The 24391-nt window shown below is 59.4% G+C and carries 21 protein-coding genes; 10 read left to right on the top strand and 11 right to left on the bottom strand.

What is annotated here, in order from left to right:
- Positions 1-5 precede the first annotated feature (5 nt).
- Genes K7H21_RS08905 through K7H21_RS08885 form a run of 5 tightly spaced genes read left to right on the top strand, consistent with a single transcriptional unit; the run spans position 6 to position 7003 of the window.
- Positions 6-1094, top strand: a complete 1089-nt coding sequence (locus K7H21_RS08905; RefSeq protein ID WP_004122781.1) for an ATP-binding protein — start codon at positions 6-8, stop codon at positions 1092-1094.
- Positions 1095-1104: 10 nt separating this feature from the next.
- Positions 1105-3390 carry a DUF5682 family protein gene (locus tag K7H21_RS08900; protein ID WP_223035716.1) on the top strand — a complete coding sequence of 762 codons (2286 nt, stop codon included), beginning with the start codon at positions 1105-1107 and terminating at the stop codon, positions 3388-3390.
- Complete coding sequence (locus K7H21_RS08895) at positions 3390-4526, top strand: vWA domain-containing protein (RefSeq protein ID WP_223035715.1); 1137 nt, start codon at positions 3390-3392, stop codon at positions 4524-4526. The genes K7H21_RS08900 and K7H21_RS08895 overlap by 1 nt, the downstream gene beginning before the upstream one ends.
- Complete coding sequence (locus tag K7H21_RS08890; protein ID WP_223035714.1) at positions 4523-6529, top strand: SWIM zinc finger family protein; 2007 nt, start codon at positions 4523-4525, stop codon at positions 6527-6529. The genes K7H21_RS08895 and K7H21_RS08890 overlap by 4 nt, the downstream gene beginning before the upstream one ends.
- A 12-nt stretch (positions 6530-6541) precedes the next feature.
- Positions 6542-7003, top strand: coding sequence for a YehR family lipoprotein (locus tag K7H21_RS08885; protein ID WP_004122790.1), 462 nt, complete (start codon positions 6542-6544; stop codon positions 7001-7003).
- Between the two features lie 111 nt (positions 7004-7114).
- On the opposite strand, the gene K7H21_RS08880 is transcribed toward K7H21_RS08885, so the two are convergent.
- The 3 genes from K7H21_RS08880 to K7H21_RS08870 are packed head-to-tail and all read right to left on the bottom strand — an operon-like array spanning position 7115 to position 10037.
- Positions 7115-7582: a YehS family protein gene (locus tag K7H21_RS08880; RefSeq protein ID WP_004138601.1), complete on the bottom strand. Its 468-nt coding sequence runs from the start codon at positions 7580-7582 to the stop codon at positions 7115-7117.
- Between the two features lie 53 nt (positions 7583-7635).
- Entirely contained in the window at positions 7636-8355 is a 720-nt protein-coding gene (gene btsR, locus K7H21_RS08875; RefSeq protein WP_049113730.1) for a two-component system response regulator BtsR, read from the bottom strand.
- Complete coding sequence (locus K7H21_RS08870; RefSeq protein WP_004122798.1) at positions 8349-10037, bottom strand: sensor histidine kinase; 1689 nt, start codon at positions 10035-10037, stop codon at positions 8349-8351. The genes btsR and K7H21_RS08870 overlap by 7 nt, the downstream gene beginning before the upstream one ends.
- A 210-nt stretch (positions 10038-10247) precedes the next feature.
- Between K7H21_RS08870 and K7H21_RS08865 the strand changes: the two genes are divergently transcribed.
- A complete protein-coding gene (locus K7H21_RS08865; protein WP_139529107.1) occupies positions 10248-11006 on the top strand; it encodes a MerR family transcriptional regulator in 759 nt (252 codons plus the stop codon).
- A 282-nt stretch (positions 11007-11288) separates the two neighbouring features.
- A complete protein-coding gene (locus K7H21_RS08860) occupies positions 11289-11402 on the top strand; it encodes a protein YohO (RefSeq protein WP_004103838.1) in 114 nt (37 codons plus the stop codon).
- Here K7H21_RS08860 and K7H21_RS08855 read toward each other — a convergent pair.
- The 5 genes from K7H21_RS08855 to bglX form a co-directional block, all read right to left on the bottom strand.
- Positions 11377-12114, bottom strand: coding sequence for an ABC transporter permease (locus tag K7H21_RS08855; RefSeq protein ID WP_004122802.1), 738 nt, complete (start codon positions 12112-12114; stop codon positions 11377-11379). The two genes, K7H21_RS08860 and K7H21_RS08855, sit on opposite strands and share 26 nt — an antisense overlap.
- Positions 12098-13045: an ABC transporter ATP-binding protein gene (locus K7H21_RS08850; RefSeq protein WP_223035713.1), complete on the bottom strand. Its 948-nt coding sequence runs from the start codon at positions 13043-13045 to the stop codon at positions 12098-12100. The genes K7H21_RS08855 and K7H21_RS08850 overlap by 17 nt, the downstream gene beginning before the upstream one ends.
- On the bottom strand, positions 13038-14195 hold the full coding sequence (locus K7H21_RS08845) for an ABC transporter permease (protein ID WP_004122807.1): 1158 nt from the start codon (positions 14193-14195) through the stop codon (positions 13038-13040). Before K7H21_RS08845 ends, K7H21_RS08850 begins: the two co-directional genes overlap by 8 nt.
- A gap of 7 nt (positions 14196-14202) precedes the next feature.
- Complete coding sequence (gene osmF / locus K7H21_RS08840) at positions 14203-15120, bottom strand: glycine betaine ABC transporter substrate-binding protein OsmF (RefSeq protein WP_223035712.1); 918 nt, start codon at positions 15118-15120, stop codon at positions 14203-14205.
- Positions 15121-15287: 167 nt separating this feature from the next.
- Positions 15288-17585, bottom strand: a complete 2298-nt coding sequence (gene bglX / locus K7H21_RS08835; RefSeq protein WP_004122810.1) for a beta-glucosidase BglX — start codon at positions 17583-17585, stop codon at positions 15288-15290.
- A gap of 194 nt (positions 17586-17779) precedes the next feature.
- On the opposite strand from bglX, the gene dld reads away from it, so the two are divergent.
- A complete protein-coding gene (gene dld, locus K7H21_RS08830) occupies positions 17780-19522 on the top strand; it encodes a D-lactate dehydrogenase (protein WP_004122812.1) in 1743 nt (580 codons plus the stop codon).
- A gap of 97 nt (positions 19523-19619) precedes the next feature.
- Positions 19620-20174: a GNAT family N-acetyltransferase gene (locus tag K7H21_RS08825; protein ID WP_004122814.1), complete on the top strand. Its 555-nt coding sequence runs from the start codon at positions 19620-19622 to the stop codon at positions 20172-20174.
- Positions 20175-20329: 155 nt separating this feature from the next.
- Here K7H21_RS08825 and pbpG read toward each other — a convergent pair whose 3' ends face one another.
- Both pbpG and K7H21_RS08815 read right to left on the bottom strand, forming a co-directional pair.
- Positions 20330-21277, bottom strand: coding sequence for a D-alanyl-D-alanine endopeptidase (gene pbpG / locus K7H21_RS08820; protein WP_004122816.1), 948 nt, complete (start codon positions 21275-21277; stop codon positions 20330-20332).
- Positions 21278-21453: 176 nt separating this feature from the next.
- Positions 21454-22041, bottom strand: a complete 588-nt coding sequence (locus K7H21_RS08815) for a Yip1 family protein (RefSeq protein ID WP_004122818.1) — start codon at positions 22039-22041, stop codon at positions 21454-21456.
- Between the two features lie 155 nt (positions 22042-22196).
- Here K7H21_RS08815 and K7H21_RS08810 point away from each other — a divergent pair, with 155 nt between their 5' ends.
- Positions 22197-22766 (top strand): DedA family protein, encoded by a 570-nt coding sequence (locus K7H21_RS08810; protein WP_004122820.1) that lies wholly within the window; start codon positions 22197-22199, stop codon positions 22764-22766.
- Positions 22767-22871: 105 nt separating this feature from the next.
- On the opposite strand, the gene mdtQ is transcribed toward K7H21_RS08810, so the two are convergent.
- A complete protein-coding gene (gene mdtQ, locus K7H21_RS08805) occupies positions 22872-24311 on the bottom strand; it encodes a multidrug resistance outer membrane protein MdtQ (protein ID WP_004122822.1) in 1440 nt (479 codons plus the stop codon).
- Between the last annotated feature and the right edge of the window lie 80 nt (positions 24312-24391).

Raw genomic sequence — 24391 nt, 5'->3', positions numbered from 1 at the left:
AAACGATGATACAACAGGAACAACATCTTCAGCGTCCCCCAGCCGCCGTCCTGTACGCCGATGAGCTCGCGCGGCTGCAACAGAATGACCCCTTCCCCTGCCCGCCCGGCTGGCAGCTAAGCCTGCCTGCGGCGCGCGCGTTTATTCTTGGCGATAGCGCACGCGACATCAGCCGTAAAGTGGTCATCAGCCCGGCCGCCGTCGAACGCATGCTGGTGACGCTGGCGACCGGGCGGGGTCTGATGCTGGTGGGAGAACCAGGTACGGCAAAATCGCTGCTCTCTGAGTTGCTGGCTACCGCTATCTGCGGCGACGCCGGGCTCACCATTCAGGGCGGTGCGGCGATTACCGAAGATCAAATCAAATATGCCTGGAACTATGCGCTGCTGATAAACCAGGGCCCGTCGACGCAGGCGCTGGTTCCCGCCCCGCTGTATCAGGGCATGCGCGATGGCAAAATCGTCCGCTTTGAAGAGATTACCCGCACGCCGCTGGAGGTTCAGGATTGCCTGCTGGGGATGCTTTCTGACCGCGTGATGGCGATCCCGGAACTCACCGGCGACGATAGCCAGCTGTACGCCCGCGCCGGGTTTAATATTATTGCCACCGCCAATACTCGCGATCGCGGGGTTAACGAAATGAGCGCGGCGCTGAAACGCCGCTTCGACTTCGAAACCGTCTTTCCGATTATGGACTTTCAGCAGGAGCTGGAGCTGGTGGCTAACGCTTCGGCCCGCCTGCTGGAGCATAGCGGCATCCCGCATAAAGTTCCTGATGCGGTACTGGAACTGCTGGTCCAGACCTTCCGCGATCTGCGCGCCGAAGGGAGTAAGAAAACCTCGATGGACACCCTCAACGCCATTATGTCCACCGCCGAAGCGGTCAACGTCGCCCACGCCGTCGGCGTGCGAGCGTGGTTCCTGGCCGGTCGCGCCGGCGAACCCGCCGACCTGGTAGACTGCATCGCCGGTACCATCGTCAAAGATAACGAAGACGATCGCGCCCGCCTGCGCCGCTATTTTGAACAACGCGTCGGCTCGCACAAAGAAGCCCACTGGCAGGCCTACTATCAGGCCCGCCACCGCCTGCCGTGAGGGAACACGCATGCCAGAGCAGCCGTTAATTATCGGCGTTCGCCACCACAGTCCGGCCTGCGCCAGGCTGGTGAAAGAACGCATAGAACATACGCGTCCGGGCTACGTTCTGATTGAAGGTCCGGTGGATTTTAACCAGCGTCTGGATGAGCTGTTTTTATCTCATCAGCTGCCTATCGCCATTTATAGCTACTGTCAGTCTCAGGATGGCGGCGCGGCGGGACGCGGCGCCTGGACGCCGTTCGCCGAATTCTCCCCGGAGTGGCAGGCCCTGCTGGCCGCTCGAGCGGTCGGAGCTCAAATCCGCTTTATCGATTTACCTGCCTGGGCGCAGGAACAAGACGACAGCGATGTCTCCGACACTCGCCGCGTCGATGAGCAGCAGCGTCTGCTCGAAGCCAGCGGAATGGAGAATAGCGACACGCTGTGGGATCATCTGTTTGAAGATGAAACCCAGAGCGCCGAACTGGAGCAGGCGCTGGAGACGTACTTTATCCAGCTGCGCGGCGACAGCAGCGGCGGCGAAAACAGCCGGCAGCGGGAAGACTATATGGCCCGCTGGCTGGCATGGGCAATGCAGCAAAATAATGGCCCGGTGGTGGCGATCTGCGGCGGCTGGCACGCGCCGGCGCTGAAAGCTCTTTGGCGCAATTGCCTGGCGCAGGAGAGGGAGCCGGAATCTCCGCCCCCTCCAACGCCCGGTAGCGTCACCGGCAGCTATCTGACCCCCTATAGCGAAAAGCGGCTGGACGTGCTGGCGGGCTATCTTTCCGGTATGCCGGCGCCGGTGTGGCAAAACTGGTGCTGGCACTTCGGCCAGCGGCGGGCCGGGGAACAGCTGCTGAAAACCATCCTTACCCGCCTGCGTCAGCATCGTCTTCCGGCCTCAACGGCAGATTTGGCTGCCGCCCACCTGCGCGCTATGGCGCTGGCGCAAATGCGCGGCCATACCTGGCCGCTGCGCTGCGACTGGCTTGACGCGCTGGCAGGTTCATTGATTAAAGAAGCGCTGAACGCCCCGCTGCCGTGGAGCTACCGCGGCGTGATACATCCGCAAACCGATCCTATTCTGCTGACCATCGTTGACGCGCTGGCGGGAGCCGGTTTCGGCAAGCTCGCTCAGGAAACACCGCTGCCGCCGCTGCCGCAGGACGTCGATCGCGAGCTGACGCGGGTCGGAATTTCCCTACCTTCAAACCTGAATCTCAACCGCTTTGAGCCCGGTGGATTAGCCAAAAGTCAGGTGCTACACCGCCTGTCTATCCTCGAGATCCCCGGGTTCCAGCAGCGAACGGGCAGCGCTGTGACGCTTTCCGGCGACGGCGAAGAGCGCTGGGCTCTGTTTCGGACCATGGAGCAGCATGCAGTCCTGATTGAAGCCTCCCGCTACGGCGCGTCACTTGCGGAGGCCGCGCGCCAGCGGCTGGAAGCGGATATTCTTGCCTCTTTTGGCATCAAAAGCCTCGCCGCCAGCCTGAATCAGGCAGCGCTGGCGGGGCTCTCCACCTTTAGCCAGCAGCTGCTGGAACAGCTGGCGCAGCTGATTGCCGAAGAGAGCCGGTTTGCGGAAATGGGTCCGGCGCTGGAGGTGCTTTACGCCCTGTGGCAGCGGGATGACAGCAGCGGCATGCAGAACGCCGAGGTGCTGGAGATCGCGCTCTGCGCGGCCCTTGACCGGACGCTGTGGCTCTGCGAATCCAGCGGCGTTGCCGACGAAAAGCAGTTTCACGCCCATCTGCATAGCTGGCGGGCCCTGTGCCATATCCTGCGCGATATACATAGCGGTACCGTTTTACCCGGGATTTCACTCAACGCCGCCATGGCGCTGTTTGAGCGGCGTATTCACGCGTTTGACGCCGCACCGCTTGACCGCGGGGCGGCGCTCGGCGCGCTGATTCGCCTTGAACATCCCGCCGCCTCCGCCGAAACGGCGCTGACCCTGCTAACGCAACTCCCTCCGGCGTCGTTGGGGGAAGCGGCCCACGGTTTGCTGGCGCTGGCGCGCCACCAGCTTGCCTGTCAGCCCGCCTTTATCGCCGGATTCAGCGAGCTCCTCGCCAGGCTGACGGAGGATGAGTTTATTCTCGCGCTGCCGGATTTACGAGCGGCGATGGGCTGGCTACCGCCCCGGGAACGCGGCGATCTGGCCCGCCTGGTGCTGGATCACTATCACCTGACCATGCTGCCGGCGCATGCCCTACAGGCGCCGGTTTCCTGCTCGCCTGGGCAGCTAATCTATCACCAGCAGCGGGAACAGCAGGCGCTGGCAGCGCTAAGCCGCTGGGGAGCACGCTAATGAATACGCTATCCGATATTCTGACCATCCGAGAACTCCAGCGCTGGCGGCTGATTCTGGGCCAGGCCGCCGAGAATAGCCTCGGCGGCCTTAATGAGCACGCCCGCCGGATGGACCAGGCGCTTGAGTGGCTTTATGGCCGCGATCCGCAACGGCTACAGCGGGGCGAGCGTCAGGGCGGACTGGACGAGTCCAGTCTGACGACGCCGGACTGGATCAACGCCATCCATACGCTTTTTCCGCAGCCGGTTATCGAGCGGCTGGAGAGCGATGCGGTGCTGCGCTACGGCATCGACGAAGTGGTGACTAATCTGGAAGTGCTGGAACGCATCGAGCCTTCCGAAAGCCTGCTGCGCGCGGTGCTGCATACAAAGCATCTGATGAATCCTGAAGTGCTTAACGCCGCCCGTAAGCTGGTACGTCAGGTGGTCGAGCAGATTATGGCCAGGCTGGCAAAAGAGGTTCGTCAGGCGTTTTCCGGCACGCGCGACCGGCAAAGACCCTCGCGCATTCCGCTGGCGCGCAATTTCGATTTCAAACAAACCCTGCGCGCCAATCTCAAGCACTGGGATCCGCAGCGCGGCAAGCTGTACATTGAAGCGCCAAAATTTATCAGCCGCGTTAAACGTCACAGCGAAAAATGGCAGCTGATTTTACTGGTCGATCAGAGCGGTTCGATGGTGGATTCGGTTATCCATTCGGCGGTCATGGCCGCCTGCCTGTGGCAGTTGCCCGGCATTCGCACCCACCTTGTGGCATTTGATACCAGCGTGGTGGACCTGACCGATGACATTGCCGACCCGGTTGAACTGCTGATGAAAGTCCAGCTTGGCGGCGGCACCAATATCGCTCAGGCCGTAGAATACGCGCGTCAGCTGATTGAACAACCGCACAAGAGCGTCATTGTACTGGTGAGCGACTTTTTTGAGGGCGGCGCGAACTCGCTGTTGATAAACCAGGTGAAGCAGTGCGCGCAAAGCGGCGTCAAAGTCCTCGGGCTGGCGGCGTTAGACAGCTCGGCGTCTCCCTGCTATGACCACGATATGGCCCAGGCGCTGGTCAACGTCGGGGCGCAAATTGCCGCCATGACTCCCGGTGAGCTGGCCTCCTGGCTGGCGGAGAATTTACAATCATGACTCCTTTACGCCCTGAACTACTGGAACTTACGCCGCAGGCGCTCATGGCGTTGAGCAACGCCGGTTTCGTCAAGCGCGGTCAGAAAGAGCTGGATAACGGCAATATCCCCGAGCTGGAGCAGGATGACGACGGTACGCTTACCGCCGTGTTTAGCGACGGCACCTGTACCCGGCTGGCAAAAGATCAGGCCCTCAAAGAGTCCAGCTGTACCTGCGGCGCCAGCGGAATGTGCCGTCACCGGGTGATGCTCATCCTGAGCTATCAGCGCGCCAACGCCGGCAATGCCCTCGCCGAAGCGGAGCCGGAAAGCGCCGAACGCTGGCATCCCGGACAGTGGCAAGAAGAACTGGCCACCCTGCCCGAATCGATTCTGAAGCGGGCACAACAGCTGGCGGATAAAGGGATAACGGTGGAATTATTCTGCCGACCAAACGAAGCGCCGTCGGCAAAGCTGCCGATGAGCGACGTGCGTTTTTATTCCCGCAGCAGCATCCGTTTTGCCCGCTGCGACTGCGTGGACGGTTCGCTGTGCGAGCACGTGGCGCTGGCGGTGCAGGCCTTTACCGATGCTGAAGCCCAGCAGCCCGGCTTTACGCATCTGGTATGGCAAACGCGCAGTCGTAAAATAGCCGCCCGCGGTGGGCCTTTTGATACGCCCGAGGGCGAGACCTGTCGACTTCGCCTGCGCCAGCTCAGTCAGCTGCTGTGGCATAACGGCGTCAGCCAGCCGCCGATCGGCTTTGAGGCCGCGTTCACCCGCGCGCAGCGCGCAGCCCAGGCGGCTAACTGGCGCTGGGTCGTCTCCGCGCTTGCCGAGCTGCGCGAAGGCGTCACGGCTTTTGAGCAGCGCGCAAGCCATTACCATCCTGAACAACTGCTCGCCCAGCTTGCAGGCCTTAACGCCCGACTTGAGAGCGCCGCCCACATGGCGCAGCTTGCCGATACCGGCCAGACCCCGCCTCTGCCGTGGCGTACCGTCGTCGGTCTGGGGATCGCCGGCGAAGCCCAGCTCGACCATCTGCGGCTTATTTCACTGGGCATGCGCTGCTGGCAGGATAACCATCGCTACGGCTTATGCATGTGGTTTAGCGATCCCGATACCGGCAGCGTTATGCATCTGTCGCGCAGCTGGCCGCTGGCTGAAAGAGCGCAAAGTCCGCTATGGCAACGCCGTCTGTTTAGCTTTCAGGCCAGTACGCTGGCGGGCGGGCAAATTATTACGCAATCCGCGAGCCGTAACGCCGGCGGCGAACTGCTGCTGGGCGCGCGCCACCGCCTGAGCAGCAACGTTCCGCTCAGCGAAGATGCCTGGCTTTTGCTCAGCGCGCCGCTGCGCCAGCCGGGCGCCGCTGCGCTGCGCGAGCATCTGCGCCAGCGCGATCCGGCCTGGGTGCGCCCGCTAGACCAGGTTGATAATCTGTTTATTTTACCCGTGGATTCCTGCGTAGCCGTTGGGTGGGACGCCGCCCGACAAACGCTGGATGCGCTAGTGCTCAGCGGCGAAGGACAAGACAACCTTTTGCAGCTGTCTCTCCCCGTCTGCGCCAGCGCGCCGTATGCCGTTGAGCGAATGGCGGCGCTGCTACAACAACAGGACGATCCGGTGGTGATGGTTTCCGGGCTGGTCACCCTTAGCGGCGGGATGCTTTGTCTGGAGCCGCTGGTCATGATGACCCGCAGCCGCGCCTGGGCGCTGAACGCCGAACCGCTTTCCGTCGGGCCACTGCCTGCTGGTAATATATTACCGCCGCCTTCGCTGGCCCAAAGTCTGCTGCAGCGCGCCAGAACGCTGCTGATCCAGATACTGCACAACGGCCTGCGCTATCAGCAAAAGAGTCTGTTTCGCGAGGCTCAAACGCTGAGCGTCGATTTGGCAAACGCTGGTTTTAGCCATCTTGCGCGCCTGCTCCGCCAGTTGGGCGAGAGCGAAACGGCCACCTCCGAGGATACGCTCAGCACCATCGCGCAACTCTGTATACAATTAGAGATGATGATTGATTAACAAGGAATGATAATGAAATTTAACCGCAGGATTATCGCCGCTTTGGGCGCAACGCTATTGATGGCCACGCTTGTCGGCTGCGATAACAACAAAGATGAGGTCAAAACGTTCAACAACACGATCAACGGCGTTGACCTGACCTACACCTATCACTACAAAGGCGATGTCGTCACCCGCCAGGACGCGGATAACATTATCCCCTATCAATCGCTCGGGGTAAGTAACGAAGAGCAGGCGCGTAAGGTCATCGACCCTATCGGCGCGGCCTACAGCAAAATCAAAGGCGTCACCCACAGCGTCGACTATAAAGAGCACGCTGCCCAGGAGCACCTCTCCATCGACTTTAATCAGGCTAAAATCAGCGAGCTGTGTCACCTGCCGGGGGCCAGTTTTACCGACTGTTCACAAAAGTTTATTTCACTGAGTGAGTCGGAGAAATTGCTGAAATCGCAAGGATTTAAAGAAGTGAAATAGCCCTGCCTGGTTTGGAGAATTCCCGGCTAGCGCTACGCGAGCCGGGTGACGGGGCTGTGTCTTCGGGTAGCCCGGCTCAAGCGTTTACGCCGCAAGCTGGGGGGAGGCATATCAGGATTTCGCGTGTTCGCGCTCGGTCAGCCCGCGCAGGAAATAGCGCAGGAACTGATCGCCGCATTCGCGGAAATTTTTATGCTCCGGGGCGCGCATCATGGCGGTGATTTCCGGCATGGAGACGCGGAATTTCTGCTGGGTGAGGATAGCAAGAATATCATCCGTCTTCAGGGAGAAGGCGATTCGCAGCTTTTTCAGCACGATGTTGTTGTTGACCCGGCGCTCGACCGCGAGCGGCGGCGCGGATTCATCTTTACCGCGCTTCGCGTAAATCAGGCCGTTAAGGAAATTGGACAGCACAATATCCGGGCAGCGCGCAAACCCCTCTTCGTCTTCTTTTTTCAGCCAGGGAACCAGCTGTTCCGCGCTCACTGGCGCATCCGCCAGCGCAAAAATACTGACCAGGCCGTTGTTGTTGGTTTTCAGGGTGTAGCGCAGGCTACGTAAGATATCGTTACTGATCATATTGCCTTCATGATGAAAAAATCTGCCGCTCAGTCTATCACGATTCCGCCATTTTACAGCCCAATCGCCTCTTTCAGGCTCTTCAGATAGCGGCGGCTGACCGGTACCGTTTGCCCGGCGCGCATCAGCAGCTCCGCCTGGCCGTTCTCCTCAAAGCGGATCTCCTTGAGATGGGACATGTTCACCAGGTACTGGCGATGGCAGCGCAGCAGCGGCGTACGGCTCTCCAGGGTGCGCAGGGTCAGCTCGGTAAAGCCCTCCTTCCCTTCGCGGTCGGTGACGTAAATCCCGCTCATCCGGCTGCTGACGAAGGCCACATCTTCCATCTGCAGCAGCCAGATCCGGCTGTGTCCGGTACAGGGAATGTACTTCAGCGCCTGCTGAGTATCGTCGAGGACGGTCATATCCTGCAAGCTGCGCTCCTGGCGCAAACGAACCAGCGTTTTTTCCAGCCGGGTGGATTCAATCGGCTTCAGTAAATAATCAAACGCGTGCTCTTCAAAGGCCTTCACCGCGTACTCGTCGAACGCGGTGAGGAAGACAATATAGGGGCGATGCTCGGGATCGAGCATGCCAACCATCTCCAGACCGCTGATGCGCGGCATCTGGATATCCAGGAACAGCACATCGGGACGCAGTTTGTGCACCGCGCCAATCGCTTCGACGGCATTCCCGCATTCGCCGACGATCTCAATATCAGGCTGTGTCTCCAGCAAAATACGCAGATTTTCACGCGCCAGCGGCTCGTCGTCGACAATTAATACTTTTAACATGCGTTGTCCTCCACAGGCAGTCTCAGCGTGACGCGGGTAAAACATTCCGGCTCGCAGGTTACGGTGATCCCGCAGTCGGCGCCGAAGCGCGCCCGCAGCCGGCGGTCGACCAGGTTCATACCCAGCCCGCTGGCGCTGGGTTTGTCCTGGTACAGCCCGGCATTATCTTCAATATCCAGCTGCAGCCAACGTTCGTGTTGACTGGCGCGGATGGTGATCTCGCCCACCCCGAGGTGCTGCGAAGTCCCGTGTTTAATGGCGTTTTCGACGATTGGCTGCAGGGTAAACGCCGGAAGCTGATGCTGTCCCAGCGCTTCGGGCACCAGCATCTGAATCTGTAAATTGGCCTGAAAACGCGCTTTCTCAATCTGCAGATAGGCGTTCACATGCTCAATTTCATCCGCCAGGGTAACAATTTCCGCAGGCCGCTTCAGGTTTTTGCGAAAAAAGGTCGACAGATACTGCACCAGTTGCCCGGCCTGGTCGCTATCGCGGCGAATCACCGCTTTTAGCGTATTCAGCGCGTTGAACAGGAAGTGCGGGTTCACCTGCGCGTGCAGCAGTTTGATTTCCGATTGCGTCAGCAACGCTTTTTGCCGTTCATACTGACCAGCCAGGATCTGCGCCGACAGCAGCTGCGCAATCCCCTCTCCCAGCGTACGGTTGATCGAGCTGAACAGGCGGTTTTTGGCTTCATAGAGCTTAATGGTGCCGATCACCCGCTGATTTTCGCCGCGCAGCGGGATAACCAACGTCGAGCCCAGCTTACAGTTGGGATGAATCGAGCAGCGGTAAGGCACTTCGTTGCCGTCGGCGTAAACGACTTCGCCGGTATCTATCGCCTTTTGGGTATACAGCGAAGAGATGGGTTTCCCGGGAAGGTGGTGATCGTCGCCGATTCCGGTAAACGCCAGCAGCTTGTCGCGATCGGTTATCGCCACCGCGCCAATATCCAGCTCCTGGATCAACACCTGCGCGACCTTCATACTGTTCTCTTCGTTAAATCCCTGACGCAGGATCCCCTCCGTCGACGCGGCAACCTTCAGCGCCGTGGCTGAGAAAGCCGAGGTATATTTTTCAAACATCGCCCGCTTATCCAGCAGGATGCGCATAAACAGCGCCGCCCCGACGGTGTTGGTAACCATCATGGGCGCGGCGATGCTCTGTACCAGATGCAGCGCATCTTCGAACGGGCGAGCGATAAGCAGAATAATCAGCATCTGCACCATTTCGGCGAAAAAGGTAATCGCGCCGGCGGTAAGCGGGCTGAAGACTTTATCCGGCCGCCCGCGTTTGACCAGAATGCTGTGCACCAGGCCGCCAAGTAGCCCCTCAACGATGGTGGACACCATGCAGCTCAGCGCCGTCATGCCGCCCAGCGAATAGCGGTGAAGCCCGCCGGTCAGCCCCACCAGACCGCCGACTACCGGGCCGCCCAGCAGGCCGCCCATCACTGCGCCGATGGCCCGCGTATTGGCGATCGAGTCTTCGATATGCAGGCCGAAGTAGGTGCCGAGGATGCAGAAAATGGAAAAGGTCACGTAGCACAGCAGCTTGTGCGGTAGTCGGACGGTGACCTGCATTAACGGGATGAACAGCCGCGTTTTACTCATCAGCCACGCGATGACCAAAAACACGCACATCTGCTGAAGCAGCAGCAACACCAGATCGAACTCGTACATACCCGCAGACCACACTTCATTTGAAAGCGCGTAACATACACTGCTTGCTTATAACTTTCTTTGAAGCAATACATGAAAATGATAATTCATGGTTAAGATCACATTTTTCAGCGTCTCGCCGGTTCGTCCCTGTACAAAAAACAGACAAAAATTCCCGCTTCGGCAAACAGCTTCTACAGTTAATAGAGGAGAACACTGCGGGAGGAGAAAATGGCGCTTTATACAATCGGCGAAGTTGCCCAGCTTTGCGATATCAATCCCGTGACGTTACGCGCCTGGCAGCGGCGCTACGGATTACTGAAACCTCAGCGTACCGACGGCGGTCATCGCCTGTTCAACGAATATGAAATAGACCGCATTCGCGAAATTAAACGCTGGATTGATTCCGGCGTGCAGGTGGGGAAAGTGAAAACGCTGCTGATGGATAACGAGCAGGAGGTTGCCGACGGCTGGCGCGCTCAACAGGAGATCCTGCTCAGTTATTTACAAACCGGTAGCTATCATCGCCTGCGCATGTGGCTTAAGGAGCGCAACCACAGCGACTCTGCGCACATTCTGGTCAAGCACCTGATTAATCCTTTGCGCCAGCGCCTGCTTAGCCCGCAGCCGACGTTGCTGGCGCTGCGTGGCATCCTTGACGGTATTCTGATTAATCATATCGCCCGCAGTCTCTCATCCACGGCAAAATACCCCGGCAACCATGCGCTGGTTATTGGCTGGAACGTTAGCGATATTACCCGGCTATGGCTGGAGGGATGGATAGCCAGTGAGCAGGGCTGGCGGGTGGATATTCTCGCCCATTCGTTAAACCAACTCCGGCCGGAGCTTTTCCCCGAGAGTACGCTGATGGTCTGGTGTGGAGAAGCGCCCTGTAGCGCTCAGGTCAACCAAATGCGTCTCTGGGAGCAGCAGGGCCAGATTATCTGGCTCAATCACGCCACCGCCACGTCTCCCGGAGGCGGCGCCTGACGCGCCTGTCCGGGCTACGGGTTACCCGCAATCTGTGGCCCGGTAGCCCGGCTAAGCGCAGCGCAAGCCAGGTAGCAGCCGCAACAATGCTACGTCACGGCACATTCCCCGGGTTGCGGCGTAAACGCCTTACCCGGGCTACCGGCCCGCAGACGGTAATGAACCGTAGCCCGGCTAAGCGCAGCGCAAGCCGGGGTTATTGTCGTCGCTAAAAAGCAATTAATGTTTTATTAACACCTGCGCTTCACCGTATAATCCCTGCGTTAACATCAGGAGCCTATTATGAAGCCAGCGAAAATTGCGGTAATTACCCTGTTCTTATTTATGGCCATCAGCGGCATCGGCGGCGTGATGCTGGCCGGTTATTCATTTATTGTTCGCGGTGGTGTCGGCTGACTCGCCGGTTCAGCCGTTCAAACCCCCGGTCGACGATAATCGCCGCCAGCGCCACCAGCAGCGCCCCCTGAATCACATAAGCGGTATTAAATCCGCTGAGGCCGATAACAATCGGCGTACCGAGCGTATTCGCACCAACGGTTGAAGCAATGGTAGCCGTACCGATATTAACGATCGTCGAGGTACGAATTCCGGCCAGCATCACCGGCGCCGCCAGCGGCAGCTCAACCTTCATCAGCCTCTGCCAGCCGCTCATCCCCATCCCCTGCGCGATAGTTAACACCCCGGACGGTACCGCCCCAATCCCGGCCAGCGTGCCCTGCAAAACCGGCAATATGCCATACAGCGCCAGCGCGATAAGCGCGGGCTGCCAGCCAAACCCCATCACCGGAACCGCAATCGCCAGCACCGCGACCGGCGGGAACGTCTGCCCCATTGCGGCGATGGTCTCCACCAGCGGACGAAACTCATCTCCACCCGGACGGGTGACCGCAATCCCGGCCCCGACGCCTACGATCGTCGCCGCGAGGCTGGAGAGCGCCACCAGCCAAAAGTGCGCCAGGGTGAGAGAGACAAAACTCTCCTGCTGATAAACCGGACGCGGCAGTTCGGGAAACAGCGCGCTGAACAGCGGCGCGCTGTAGGGCAACGCCAGCAGCAGCGCGATAAACATGGCGCTGAGCCACAGCAGCGGATCACGCAGCGCCTTCACGCCGGGCCTCCTCGCGCAGCAGGTCGGCAAAATGCAGCGTCCCGCAGGCCTCTCCCTGCTCATCAACCACCGGCAGCACCTCGCGGCGATGGGCAACGAACTGCGACAGGGCCTCGCGCAGGGTCATCGCCACGTTTAACGCATCCCCTGCCAGGCGCTCGTCGCGGCGCAGATAATCACCGACGCCGCGCAGCGATAACAGACGTACGCCCAATTCGCTGCGGCCAAAGAAGGTCTCCACAAACGCATTTTTCGGCTCAAGCAGCATCTGCAGCGGCTCCCCCTGCTGTACCACTTCGCCGCCGTCCATCAACACCAGATGGTCCGCCAGCCGCAGCGCCTCATCGATATCGTGGGTCACCAGCACTATCGTGCGTCCCAGCAGGCGATGAATACGGATCATCTCCTGCTGCAAGGCTTCGCGCGTTACCGGATCGAGCGCGCCGAAGGGTTCATCCATCAGCAGCACTTCCGGGTTGGCCGCCAGGGCGCGCGCCACGCCGACGCGCTGCTGCTGCCCGCCGGACAGCTGATGCGGGTAGCGTTCGCGCAGGCCGGGCTCCAGCCCCAGCAAGGCCATCAGTTCATCGACCCGCGCCTGGGTTTTCTGTCGCGACCACTTCTGCAACTGCGGAACGGTGGCAATGTTCTGCGCCACCGTCCAGTGGGGAAACAGGCCGATGGACTGGATGGCGTAGCCCATTTTGCGGCGCAGTTCGAGCACCGGCTGCTGGCGGATATCCTGCCCGGCGAAACGGATCGTCCCGCTATCGTGTTCCACCAGACGATTAATCATCTTCAGCGTGGTCGACTTCCCCGAACCGGAGGTGCCGATCAGCACCGAAAATGCCCCCTCACGCAGGTGCAGATTGAGGTTTTTCACCGCAGGCTGTCCGGCAAAGGCTTTATTGACGCCGTCAAACTCAATCACCGGCCGCTCCTTTCAGTAATGCGCCCCACAGCGCGAATAACGCATCCACCACCACCGCCAGCGCGATGGTCGGGATTACCCCCAGCAGCACCAGATCCAGCGCGCTGCTGAGCAGCCCCTGGAAAACCAGCGCGCCGAAACCGCCCGCGCCGATCAGGGCCGCCACCACCGCCATACCGACGGTTTGCACGCTGACCACCCGCAGGCTGCGCAACAGTACGGGCAAGGCCAGCGGTAGCTGTATCTGGCGAAAGCGCTGCCCGCCGCTCATCCCCATCGCCGCCGCGCTCTCCAGCGCTTCACGCGGCACCTGCTGCAGGCCGGTCGTCACCCCGCGCACCAGCGGCAATAGGGCATACAGCACCAGCGCGATCAGCGCTGGCGTCATACCGGTCCCGGAAACGCCGATCTGCGCCAGCGTCGGAAACTGCCGCGCCAGCCCGGCCAGCGGCGCGATAAGTAGGCCAAATAGCGCGACGGAGGGAATGGTTTGAATCACGTTGAGAACCGCAAAAACCGGCGATTGCCAGCGGGGATACCGCCAGAGCCAAACGCCAACAGGTATACCAATCAGCAGCCCCGGCAGCAGTGTGCCGAACAGCAGGATCAGATGCTGAGACAGCGCATCGTCAAAAACATCGCGGCGATTGACATACTCTTTCAGCAAAGAGAGGTCATTGAGCGCGCCGAGCCCCAGCAGCAGCGCGGGCAGCAGCCAGATTTGCGCATTTAGCAGCCAGCGCCACAGGGTGCGGGAGGTCAGGCGACGAACCGCATCGCTGGCGATAAGCAGGCAAAGCGCCAGCGCCAGCCACAGACCGCTGCCCGGCGAGGTGCGGGCCAAAGAAGAACCGTTCTGGGCCAGCTGCACCGCCGCCCTGCCGGCCCCCCACAGCAATAGAGGCAGCAGCAGATCCGCCAGCAGGAAGATAAACAGCAGCGGGAGGCGCCCGGAACGCCAGCTCAGCAGCGCTATCAGCAGCGCGACCGCCGCCTGCCCCCCCGCCAGCCACGGCCAGACCTGCCATAGCCAACGCCCCTCGCCGGATAATAGACGGTTAGGCGCATAACTAATAAACGGCAGCGCCATCGCCAATAGCAATAGCCATGCCAGCAGCAGCGCAACCCGGTTACCGCAACGAATCGTCACGCGCGCGCTACTTCAGCAGCCCTTTTTGTTGCAGATAGTCGGCGGCGACTTTCTTCGCATCCAGCCCCTCAACCGCAATGCTGGCGTTCAGCTTTTGCAGCGTCTTTTCATCCAGGCTGGCAAATACCGGCTGTAGCCAGTCGGCTATCTGCGGATACGCTTTTAACACCGCTTCACGCACGACCGGCGTGGGCGCATAAATCGGCTGCACGCCCTTCGGGTCGCTCAGGGTTTGCAGACCCAGCGCGGCGACCGGGCCATCGGTACCGTAGGCCATCGCCGCATTCACGCCGGAGGTTTGCTGCGCCGCCGCTTTGATGGTGACCGCCGTATCGCCGCCCGCCAGCGACAGCAGCTGATTTTGCTTGAGCGTAAAGTCGTAGGCTTTTTCAAACGCCGGCAGCGCGTCCGGCCGTTCAATAAATTCCGCCGAGGCGGCCAGCTTAAAGTCGCCACCCTTTTGCAGATAGCCGGCGAGGTCGCTTAATGAGGCGAGGTGGTTTTTCTCCGCCAGATCCTGACGAACGGCGATAGTCCAGGTATTGTTGGCCGGAGCCGGGGTGAGCCAGATGAGTTTATTCTTTTCCGCGTCCAGCTTTTTGACTTTTTCGTATCCCTGCTGCGCGTTTTTCCACGCCGGGTCGTTCTCCTCTTTGAAGAAGAACGCGCCGTTGCCGGTATATTCCGGGTAAATATCCAGCTCACCGGCGGTTATCGCCCCGCGCACCACCGGCGTGGTGCCAAGCTGGATTTTATTGACGGTTTTTATCCCATGATTTTCCAGCACCTGCAAAATAATATTGCCAAGCAGCGCCCCTTCGGTGTCAATTTTTGAGCCGACCTTAACCGGCTCGGCCGCCTGCAGCGGCAGGCTAATCAGGGCCGCCAGCGCCAGCGCGCCTGACCAAACACTTGCCTTTATCATCCTCGCGTCCCTCTTTAATTTGCGCTCCATTAACAGGAGCTTAAGAGAAAAGCGTAGTTCATTTAGGGCGGAGCGGAAAAAGAAAAGGCCGATTAATCGGCCTTTAGGATAACGGAAAGCGTGTTCCCGGGTGGCGGCTGACGCCTTACCCGGGCGACAAATCGCCATTACAGCAGTTCAAACTCGCTCTGCTGCACGCGGGCGGAATCGACGCCGATAAAGACGTTGAATTTACCCGGCTCGGCATCGTACTTCATCTGCTGGTTCCAGAACTTCAGCGCCTCAACGTCAATCGGGAAGCTGACGGTTTGCGTCTCGCCCGGCTTGAGGGTCACCTTCTTGAAGCCGCGCAGCATTTTCACCGGACGGCTCATGGAAGCGGTGACGTCCTGCAGATAAAGCTGAATCACCGTCGCTCCTTCACGCTTGCCGGTATTGGTCACCTGCACGCTGGCGGTCACTTTGCCGTCACGTTGCAGGGTCGGCGCCGACATTTTCACGTCGGAAACGCTAAAGGTGGTGTAGCTGAGGCCGTAGCCAAACGGATAGAGCGGACCGTTGGCCTCGTCAAAGTAGCGCGAGGTGTACTTGTTCGGCTTATCCGCATTGTACGGACGACCGGTGTTGAGATGGCTGTAGTAGGTAGGGATTTGTCCAACCGAGCGCGGGAAGGACATCGGCAGCTTGCCCGACGGGTTGTAGTCGCCGAACAGTACATCGGCAATCGCGTTGCCGCCTTCGGTACCGGCAAACCAGGTTTCGAGGATCGCATCGGCCTGCTGATCTTCTTTCACCAGCGCCAGCGGACGGCCGTTCATCAGCACCAGCACCAGCGGCTTGCCGGTCGCTTTCAGGGCGCTAATCAGGGCGCGCTGGCTCTGCGGCAGGGTGATGTCGGTACGGCTGGAGGCTTCGTGGGCCATACCCTGCGCCTCACCCACCACGGCAACCACCACGTCAGACTGCTTCGCCGCCGCCACCGCTTCGTCAATCATCTCCTGCGGCGAGCGCGAGTCAACCTGCACCGCTTTCTCGTACAGATTGAGGAAGTCGACGATGCCTTTATCGTCGGTCACGTTGGCGCCTTTGGCATAGATAATCTTGCCTTTGTCGCCCAGCGCGTTCTGCATACCGGTCAACACGGTCACCGACTGATCGGCCACGCCCGCCGCCGACCAGCTGCCCATCATGTCGCGCTTGCTGTCGGCCAGGGCGCCAATCACCGCGATAGTGCCCGATTTTTTCAGTGGCAGCGTATCGAGACGGTTTTTCAGCAGCACCAGGCTTTCGCGCGCAACTTCGCGCGCTTCTTTGCGATGCAGGCGGCTTTCAGCGTTAGTATCCTGCGGGTCGGAATCTTTCGGCCCCAGGTGGCTATACGGGTCATTAAACAGGCCCATATCGTATTTGACGTTCAGCACGTGGCGGGTCGCGTCATCCAGCTCCGCCATCGTTACCTTCCCGGACTTCACCAGGCCGGGCAGATACTTGCTGTAGTACTCGTCGCTCATGCTCATGTTGATGCCGGACTTCAGCGCCACGCGCACCGCGTCTTCCGGGTCCGACGCCACCCCGTGTTTAATCAGCTCTTTGATGGCCCCATGGTCGGAGACGGTAATGCCTTTGAAGCCCCACTGGTCGCGCAGCACGTCCTTGAGCAGCCAGGCATCGGAGGTCGCCGGGGTGCCGTTAAGCGAGTTAAGGGCCACCATGACCGCGCCGCTGCCCGCATCCAACCCCGCTTTGTACGGCGGCATATAGTCGTTGAACAGGCGCTGCGGACTCATATCAACGGTGTTGTACTCTTTTCCGCCTTCAACCGCGCCGTAGGCGGCAAAGTGCTTGACGCTGGTCATCACCGAATAGCGCTCGGCCGGGCTTTTCCCCTGCATCGACTCGACCATCGCCCTGCCCATCTCGGTGGTCAGGTAGGTATCCTCCCCGAAGCCTTCCGAGGCGCGGCCCCAGCGCGGGTCGCGGGAGACGTCGACCATCGGCGCCCAGGTCATGTTCAGGCCATCATCGGCCGCTTCGTACGCCGATACTCGCCCGACGGTATTCACTGCGTCGAGGTTAAAAGAAGAGGCCAGACCAAGGCTAATCGGGAAAACGGTGCGCTGGCCGTGGAGCACGTCATAGGCGAAAAAGAGCGGGATTTTCAGGCGGCTGAGTTCCATCACCTGATCCTGCATAGTGCGGATATCATGGCGGGTCACGGTGTTAAAAATCGCCCCCACCTGACCTTCTTTGATCATTTCGCGGATGGCCTCTTTCGGGTTATCCGGGCCGACGCTAATTAAGCGCAGCTGACCGATTTTTTCATCCACCGTCATTTTCGTCAGCAGTTCCGTCACAAACGCATCCCGCGCCTGCGGCGTTAGGGGATGATTGCCGAACAATTCATCCGCCAGCGCGGGTTGCAGCGCCAGGCTCACAGCGACGCCTACAGTACAAAGCCATTTCATTTTTATCCCTCATTGTTCCAGTCGACCAGATCGGCGAAAAGATAGCAAAAATCGAAGTCTGCCATAAACATAAACGAGACGCCTGAATAAAGCGCGCGTTGTTCTCTGATTTTTCGAAACATTGATGCATCAAATTGTCATACAAAGCGCTATTCTTATTTTTGATAATTTTGTACCACCACAAGGAGTGGAACATGTCATCTGCAACAACCCATAACAACGCTTTTCTGGCTGAACTCACCCGTCTGGTCGGCTCGTCCCATCTGCTCACCGACCCGGCTAAAACCCAGCGCTACCGTAAAGGCTTCCGCTCCGGCCAGGGCGACGCGCTGGCGGTGGTCTTTCCCGGTACGCTGCTGGAGCTGTGGCGCGTACTGAGCGCCTGCGTCAACGCCGACAAAATCATTCTGATGCAGGCGGCGAATACCGGCCTGACCGAAGGCTCAACGCCGAACGGCAACGACTATGACCGCGATATCGTGATTATCAGCACCCTGCGCCTGGATAAACTGCATCTGCTGGGTAAAGGCGAGCAGGTGCTGGCCTATCCCGGCACGACGCTCTATTCGCTGGAGAAAGCGCTGAAGCCGCTGGGCCGCGAGCCGCACTCGGTCATTGGTTCATCCTGCATCGGGGCATCGGTGGTCGGCGGGATCTGCAACAACTCCGGCGGCTCGCTGGTCCAGCGCGGCCCGGCGTACACCGAAATGTCGCTATACGCGCAAATCGATGAAAACGGCAAGCTGAGCCTGGTGAACCACCTCGGCATTGACCTCGGCGCCACGCCGGAGCAAATCCTCAGCCGCCTCGACGACGAGCGGGTTAAAGATGAAGATGTCCGCCACGATGGTCGCCACGCCCACGATCATGATTACGTCACCCGCGTGCGCGACGTAAATGCCGATACCCCGGCGCGCTACAACGCCGACCCGGATCGCCTGTTTGAATCCTCGGGCTGCGCTGGCAAGCTGGCGGTGTTCGCCGTGCGCCTCGATACCTTCCCGGCGGAAAAACGCCAGCAGGTCTTCTATATCGGCACCAACCGCCCGGAAGTGCTTACCGAAATTCGCCGCCATATTCTCGCCGAATTCAACCATCTGCCGGTGGCAGGCGAGTACATGCACCGCGATATTTACGATATCGCCGAGCAGTACGGGAAAGATACCTTCCTGATGATCGACAAGCTCGGCACCGATAAAATGCCGTTCTTCTTTACCATGAAGGGCCGTACCGACGCGATGCTGGAGAAAGTGTCGCTGTTTAAGCCGCACTTCACCGACCGCTTTATGCAAAAACTGGGTCACGTCTTCCCGGCGCATCTGCCGGAGCGAATGAAAACCTGGCGCGATAAATACGAACACCATCTGCTGCTGAAGATGGCGGGTGACGGCATCGAAGAAGCCCAGGCCTGGCTCGGGGAATATTTTAAGAACGCCGAAGGCGATTTCTTCGTCTGCACCGCGGAAGAAGGCAGCAAAGCCTTTCTGCACCGCTTTGCCGCCGCGGGCGCGGCGATCCGCTACCAGGCGGTTCACGCCGATGAGGTGGAAGATATTCTGGCGCTGGACATCGCCCTGCGCCGTAACGACACCGAGTGGTTTGAGCATCTTCCCGCCGATATTGATAGCCAACTGGTGCATAAGCTCTATTACGGCCACTTTATGTGCCACGTTTTCCATCAGGATTACATCGTGAAAAAAGGCGTCGATGCCCACGAACTGAAAGAGAAAATGCTGGTGCTGCTGAAGGAGCGCGGCGCTCAGTATCCGGCCGAGCATAACGTCGGCCATCTGTATGAAGCGCCGGAAAGCTTAAAACGCTTCTATCGCGAAAACGATCCCACCAACAGCATGAATCCGGGGATCGGTAAAACCAGTAAGCAAAAATACTGGGGCGAAGCGCCGGATAAAACGACAAGCGCCGCCGAACGGCAATAATCCGCACGGGGGACTGTTCAGCCCCGGGGCTTCTGTATTACGCTGCACGCCGGAGAATTCTCCTCTCCGGCAAACCCGTTTAAGGAACCCACCCATCATGCCCGCAGTGGATAAGCTACATGACGCTGACATAGAGATCCGCGAAGCGCTGCCCGATGACGCCCACGCCATCGCCGCGCTGTACGTCTGGCACGTACTCAATGGACGCGCCTCGTTTGAAGAGATCCCGCCAACCGTCGATGAGATGCGCAAGCGTATCAAAACCGTGCGCGATAGCGGTCTGCCGTGGCTGGTAGCCCTGTGGCGCGGAACCATCGTCGGCTACTGCTACGCCACTTTTTACCGCCCGCGTCCGGCCTATCGCTACACGCTGGAAGAGTCGATTTACGTTGAAGCGGGAATGGGCGGACGCGGTATCGGCAGCGCCCTACTCTCGCGGTTAATTGCGAAATGCGAACAGGGACCGTGGCGGCAGATGCTGGCGATTATCGGCGACGGGCACAGCAACGCCGGGTCGATCGCGATTCATAAAAAGTTCGGTTTTAGCGTGGCAGGTCAGCTGCGCAGCGTCGGCTATAAGATGGGCGACTGGCGGGATACCTTGATTATGCAGCGCCCGCTCGGCGATGGCGACTGGACGCTGCCGGAGTAACCCCTTAGCGTCGCGGGTAAGCGGTAGCCCGGACAGGCGCGCCAGCGCCGCCGCCGGGAAAATTCCCCGGCTCGCACTGCGCTTAGCCGGGCTACGGTACAGCGCAGTTCTGTAGCCCGGATAAGGCGTTTACGCCGTAATCCGGGGAAATGAGGTTAATCGTTCTGCGCGGTCTGCGCGCCGCCTTTCAGCATCGCATCGGCCATTTGCGCTTCACGCTGCTTTTTATAGCTGAGCGCGGAAGCCGGAACCGGCATCACTTTTCCCGTTTCAATCCACGTTCTCAGACGGCTGGCGTCGGCAAAGTGGGTATATTTACCAAACGCATCCATCACCACCAGCGCCACCGGGCGCTGATTAATCACCGTCCGCATAATCAGGCAGTGGCCCGCCGCGTTAGTAAAACCGGTCTTGGTCAGCTGTATATTCCAGTTGTCGCGGTAGACCAAATGGTTGGTATTGCGGAACGGCAGCGTGTAGGCCGGGTGGGCGAATGTCGCCATATCTTCTTTGGTGGTGCTCAGCTGGCCAATCAGCGGATACTGCTCGCTGGCGATCAGCAGCTTAGTCAGATCGCGCGCGGTAGAGACGTTATGAATCGACAGGCCGGTGGGCTCGACGTAACGGGTACGGGTCATCCCCAGCGCCTGCGCCTTGGCGTTCATCGCGCGAATAAACGCGTCGTAGCCGCCCGGATAATGGTGCGCCAGGCTGGCGGCGGCGCGGTTTTCCGACGACATCAGCGCCAGTAGCAGCATATTGCGGCGGCTGATTTGGCTGTTCAGGCGAACGCGCGAATAGATCCCTTTCATCTCAGGCGTCTGGCTGATATCAACGGTCAGCATTTCATCAAGAGGCAGATGGGCGTCAAGCACCACCATCGCGGTCATCACCTTGGTGATCGACGCCATCGGGCGAACCAGATCCGGCTGGCTGGCATAGATGATTTTTTTGCTGGCAAGATCGACAATCATCGCGCTGCCGGAAGCGATATCCGGCTGGGAGGCGGTCATCGCCGTGGAAGTTTTAGCCATCGCCTGGGGCGCAAAAGGCACAGCCAGCAGCAACGTCAGGCTGAGCAAAGAAACTCGAAATTTGGTCATCGTGAACATTCTGAAAAGTATTTTTGCACGTTATGAACGTACGCCGCGGCGCTGGGGTGATGACGCCGCTGGCAAAAATCATCATACCCTGTCAGAACGCGAGCTGGCTAATAAGAATCGTGAACAAATGCTGCATTGCCGACATAAAAATCTATTTATGCCGGCAATGAGTTAAATCAGAAGAGTCGATAGCCGTATCCCCAGAGAATGACGGTGATAGCCAGCAGCACTTCCAGCACCAGCACCCCGATCGCCAGGGTCGAGCTGGCGAAGCTCAGCCCCTCTTCTTTATTGATCCCAAGGAAAGTCGGAATACCGAGATACAGCAGATAGCCGGTATACAGCAGCGCAACGGTTCCCACCAGCGCACACAGCCACACCAGCGGATAGAGCGCCACGAGCCCGCTGAGGAAAAGCGGCGTGGCGACATAGCCGGCGAAAACCATACAGCGCTTAAGCGATGGCCGCTGCGGATAGCTTCGCGCCATCCACCAGATAACCCGCCCCATCACCGCCACCCCGGCGAGCATGACGGCATAAAACAGCACCGCCAGGGCCAGCCCGGTCATCAGCGACAGTTTTACCACCGTGCCGTCGCCGAAGTTCCAGCCCAGTTGCGTGGTGCCGATAAAGGCGCAGATAACCGGAACCGCCGCCATGACCAGCACATGGTGCGTATAGTGATGCGAAACGGTTTCGTTTTCACTTTTAATAACGCTCATCTCTTGATTAGGATGAGAGAAGAGCCCCCAGACATGGTTCATAGCGTCCCCCTTGTCACGGCGTGGTACAGCATTGATCCAAGTATAATTCACCTTGTAGATTATTTTGTGTACAGCGAGAAAAATGCGCTTCCCCCGCATTTTTATCATCAGGGTGTATGATTAAGGGACTGACGTTTTATGGAGTTAATCTTTATATGGATATCAATAACCTGATTTCCCAGTACGGCTACGCGGCGCTGGTCATTGGCAGCATGGCGGAAGGCGAAACCATCACGCTGCTCGGCGGCGTGGCGGCACATCAGGGATTATTGAAGTTCTGGCTGGTGGTTATTTCGGTCGCCCTCGGGGGCATGATTGGCGATCAGCTGCTTTATTTGCTCGGCAGGCGCTTTGGCGGACGGATCCTGCGGCGGTTTGCGCGCCAGAAAAAACGGATCCAGAAAGCCCAGCGCATGATCCAGCGTCGCCCCTACCTGTTTGTCATCGGCACCCGCTTTATGTACGGCTTCCGGGTTATCGGCCCACTGCTGATTGGCGCCAGCCGCCTGCCGCCGAAGGTGTTTCTGCCGCTGAATATTCTCGGCGCGATTATCTGGGCGCTTATCTTTACCACGCTCGGCTATCTCGGCGGCGAAGCGATTGGCCCGTGGCTGCATCATCTGGACGCGCATCTCAAGCACTGGATCTGGCTGATTCTGGCGGTGGCACTGGTGGTTGCGGCGCACTGGTGGCTAAAGCGCCGCGAGGCAAAGAAGAAAGAGTAACGAGAGTTCCCGGATGGCGGCGTAAACGCCTTATCCGGGCTACAAACCCCATGGACTACGCAATCTGTAGCCCGGCTAAGCGCAGCGCGAGCCGGGGAAACAGAACTACTTCGCCGCCTGATGATATCCGCCGCCCAGCGCGGAAGTCAGCTGAATACTGGCATCAAGCCACTGGCCGTGCAGGCGCAGCGCGGCAATCCGCTCCTGCAGCGCCGGCAGCTTCGCCAGGCTGACGCGCGAGCCGGAAATGATCCCGGCATTCATTCGCGCCAGGGCCAGCGCGACCATCCGCTGAGCATCTTTTTCAACCTGCTGCTGCTGCTGATTTTTCGCCATCAGCGTTTCCATCTGGCTGGCGGTTTTCGCCACCTGGTTCACCGCATCGACCACCGCTTTGTTGTACTTCGCTATCGACAGGGCGTTTTGCGCGCTGGCGATATCCAGGTTCGCGTTCAGGCGGCCGCTATCAAAGATCGGCAGGGTCAGCCCGGCGGTGACGCCCATCTGCTGGGCAGAGTGGCGGAACAGATCGCTGAGATGCAGAGCATCCTGCTGCAAGAAGGCCATCAGGTTGATATCCGGATAAAACGCGGCTTTCGCGGCATCAACTTCGCTTAATGAAGCCTCGATATACCAGTGCGCGACCTGCAGGTCCGGGCGTCGCGCCAGCAGCTCATAGCCCAGTTGGCTGGGCATTTGCGCGCTGACGGCGGGTAAATCCGCCGGATGAAGATTCAGCGCCTGGCTCTGGCTGTTGGTCAGCGCCATCAGCCGCGCTTCGATCTCTTTCATATTACCCGCTACGTCGGCGAGCTGCTGATCGGTTTTACTGACGTTAATATCGTTCTCCGCCCCTTCGGCCGAGTTGGTGATCCCGCGCTGGTACAGCGCAGTATCCACGGTGACGACATTACTTTGTTCCTGCTTCACCTGCGTCAGCACGTTTTTAATGGCCGCTTCGGTCTGCCACTGCCAGTAAAGGCGGGCGACGCTGCCGGCCAGCAGTTCGCGGGTCTGGGCCTCTTCGGCGACCTGGGCTTTGACTTCACCGATGCGCGCTTTAAGCAGCGCGCGGTTTTTACCCCACAGGTCCAGATCCCATCCGGCGGTCAGTCCGAAGGTGCCGTTGGTATACCACGGCCCGGTGTTGCCCTCGGTATCGGTGGCAAACGGCCCCATCAGCCCCTCGGAGGACATTCTCTGCCGTTCGATATCGGCGGAAAAATCCAGGTTCGGTCCCAGGTTAGACTTCGACATCCGCGCCTGCGCTTCCGCCAGCCTGATGCGCTGTTCGGCAATCTGCATATCCGGGGCGTTGGCTAAGGCACGCTGAATCAGGCTATTGAGCTGAGGGTCATGATAATCCTGCCACCAGTTGCTCTGCGGCCAGCCGTTTTTCACGGCGGCGGGCAGTTCCATTGCGACGTGGGATGCCGGGGTTTGCTGCTGGAGCGGCTTGCCAGTATCGTGCGATGGCGCGCAGCCCGCCAGCGCGATAACCAGTGGCAGGCCAGCCAACGCGCGTTTGCTCAAAGTCAGGTTCATGAAATCGGTCAGATGATTAAATAAGGTCGGGTATATTAAGCTACTTGCATCCTTGCCGTTTAGTAAAGCGTGTGCCGTAA

It is taken from the genome of Klebsiella sp. CTHL.F3a, from assembly GCF_019890895.1.
Taxonomy (GTDB): Bacteria; Pseudomonadota; Gammaproteobacteria; order Enterobacterales; family Enterobacteriaceae; genus Klebsiella; species Klebsiella grimontii.
The sequence above is the reverse complement of the archived record's forward strand: the minus strand, read 5'-3'. Positions and strand labels throughout refer to the sequence as shown.

Coding starts and splice junctions, on each gene's coding strand:
- K7H21_RS08905 (WP_004122781.1), top strand. CDS start 6: ATGATACAACAGGAACAACATCTTCAGCGTCCCCCAGCCGCCGTCCTG.
- K7H21_RS08900 (WP_223035716.1), top strand. CDS start 1,105: ATGCCAGAGCAGCCGTTAATTATCGGCGTTCGCCACCACAGTCCGGCC.
- K7H21_RS08895 (WP_223035715.1), top strand. CDS start 3,390: ATGAATACGCTATCCGATATTCTGACCATCCGAGAACTCCAGCGCTGG.
- K7H21_RS08890 (WP_223035714.1), top strand. CDS start 4,523: ATGACTCCTTTACGCCCTGAACTACTGGAACTTACGCCGCAGGCGCTC.
- K7H21_RS08885 (WP_004122790.1), top strand. CDS start 6,542: ATGAAATTTAACCGCAGGATTATCGCCGCTTTGGGCGCAACGCTATTG.
- K7H21_RS08880 (WP_004138601.1), bottom strand. CDS start 7,582: ATGATCAGTAACGATATCTTACGTAGCCTGCGCTACACCCTGAAAACC.
- btsR (WP_049113730.1), bottom strand. CDS start 8,355: ATGTTAAAAGTATTAATTGTCGACGACGAGCCGCTGGCGCGTGAAAAT.
- K7H21_RS08870 (WP_004122798.1), bottom strand. CDS start 10,037: ATGTACGAGTTCGATCTGGTGTTGCTGCTGCTTCAGCAGATGTGCGTG.
- K7H21_RS08865 (WP_139529107.1), top strand. CDS start 10,248: ATGGCGCTTTATACAATCGGCGAAGTTGCCCAGCTTTGCGATATCAAT.
- K7H21_RS08860 (WP_004103838.1), top strand. CDS start 11,289: ATGAAGCCAGCGAAAATTGCGGTAATTACCCTGTTCTTATTTATGGCC.
- osmF (WP_223035712.1), bottom strand. CDS start 15,120: ATGATAAAGGCAAGTGTTTGGTCAGGCGCGCTGGCGCTGGCGGCCCTG.
- bglX (WP_004122810.1), bottom strand. CDS start 17,585: ATGAAATGGCTTTGTACTGTAGGCGTCGCTGTGAGCCTGGCGCTGCAA.
- dld (WP_004122812.1), top strand. CDS start 17,780: ATGTCATCTGCAACAACCCATAACAACGCTTTTCTGGCTGAACTCACC.
- K7H21_RS08825 (WP_004122814.1), top strand. CDS start 19,620: ATGCCCGCAGTGGATAAGCTACATGACGCTGACATAGAGATCCGCGAA.
- pbpG (WP_004122816.1), bottom strand. CDS start 21,277: ATGACCAAATTTCGAGTTTCTTTGCTCAGCCTGACGTTGCTGCTGGCT.
- K7H21_RS08815 (WP_004122818.1), bottom strand. CDS start 22,041: ATGAACCATGTCTGGGGGCTCTTCTCTCATCCTAATCAAGAGATGAGC.
- K7H21_RS08810 (WP_004122820.1), top strand. CDS start 22,197: ATGGATATCAATAACCTGATTTCCCAGTACGGCTACGCGGCGCTGGTC.
- mdtQ (WP_004122822.1), bottom strand. CDS start 24,311: ATGAACCTGACTTTGAGCAAACGCGCGTTGGCTGGCCTGCCACTGGTT.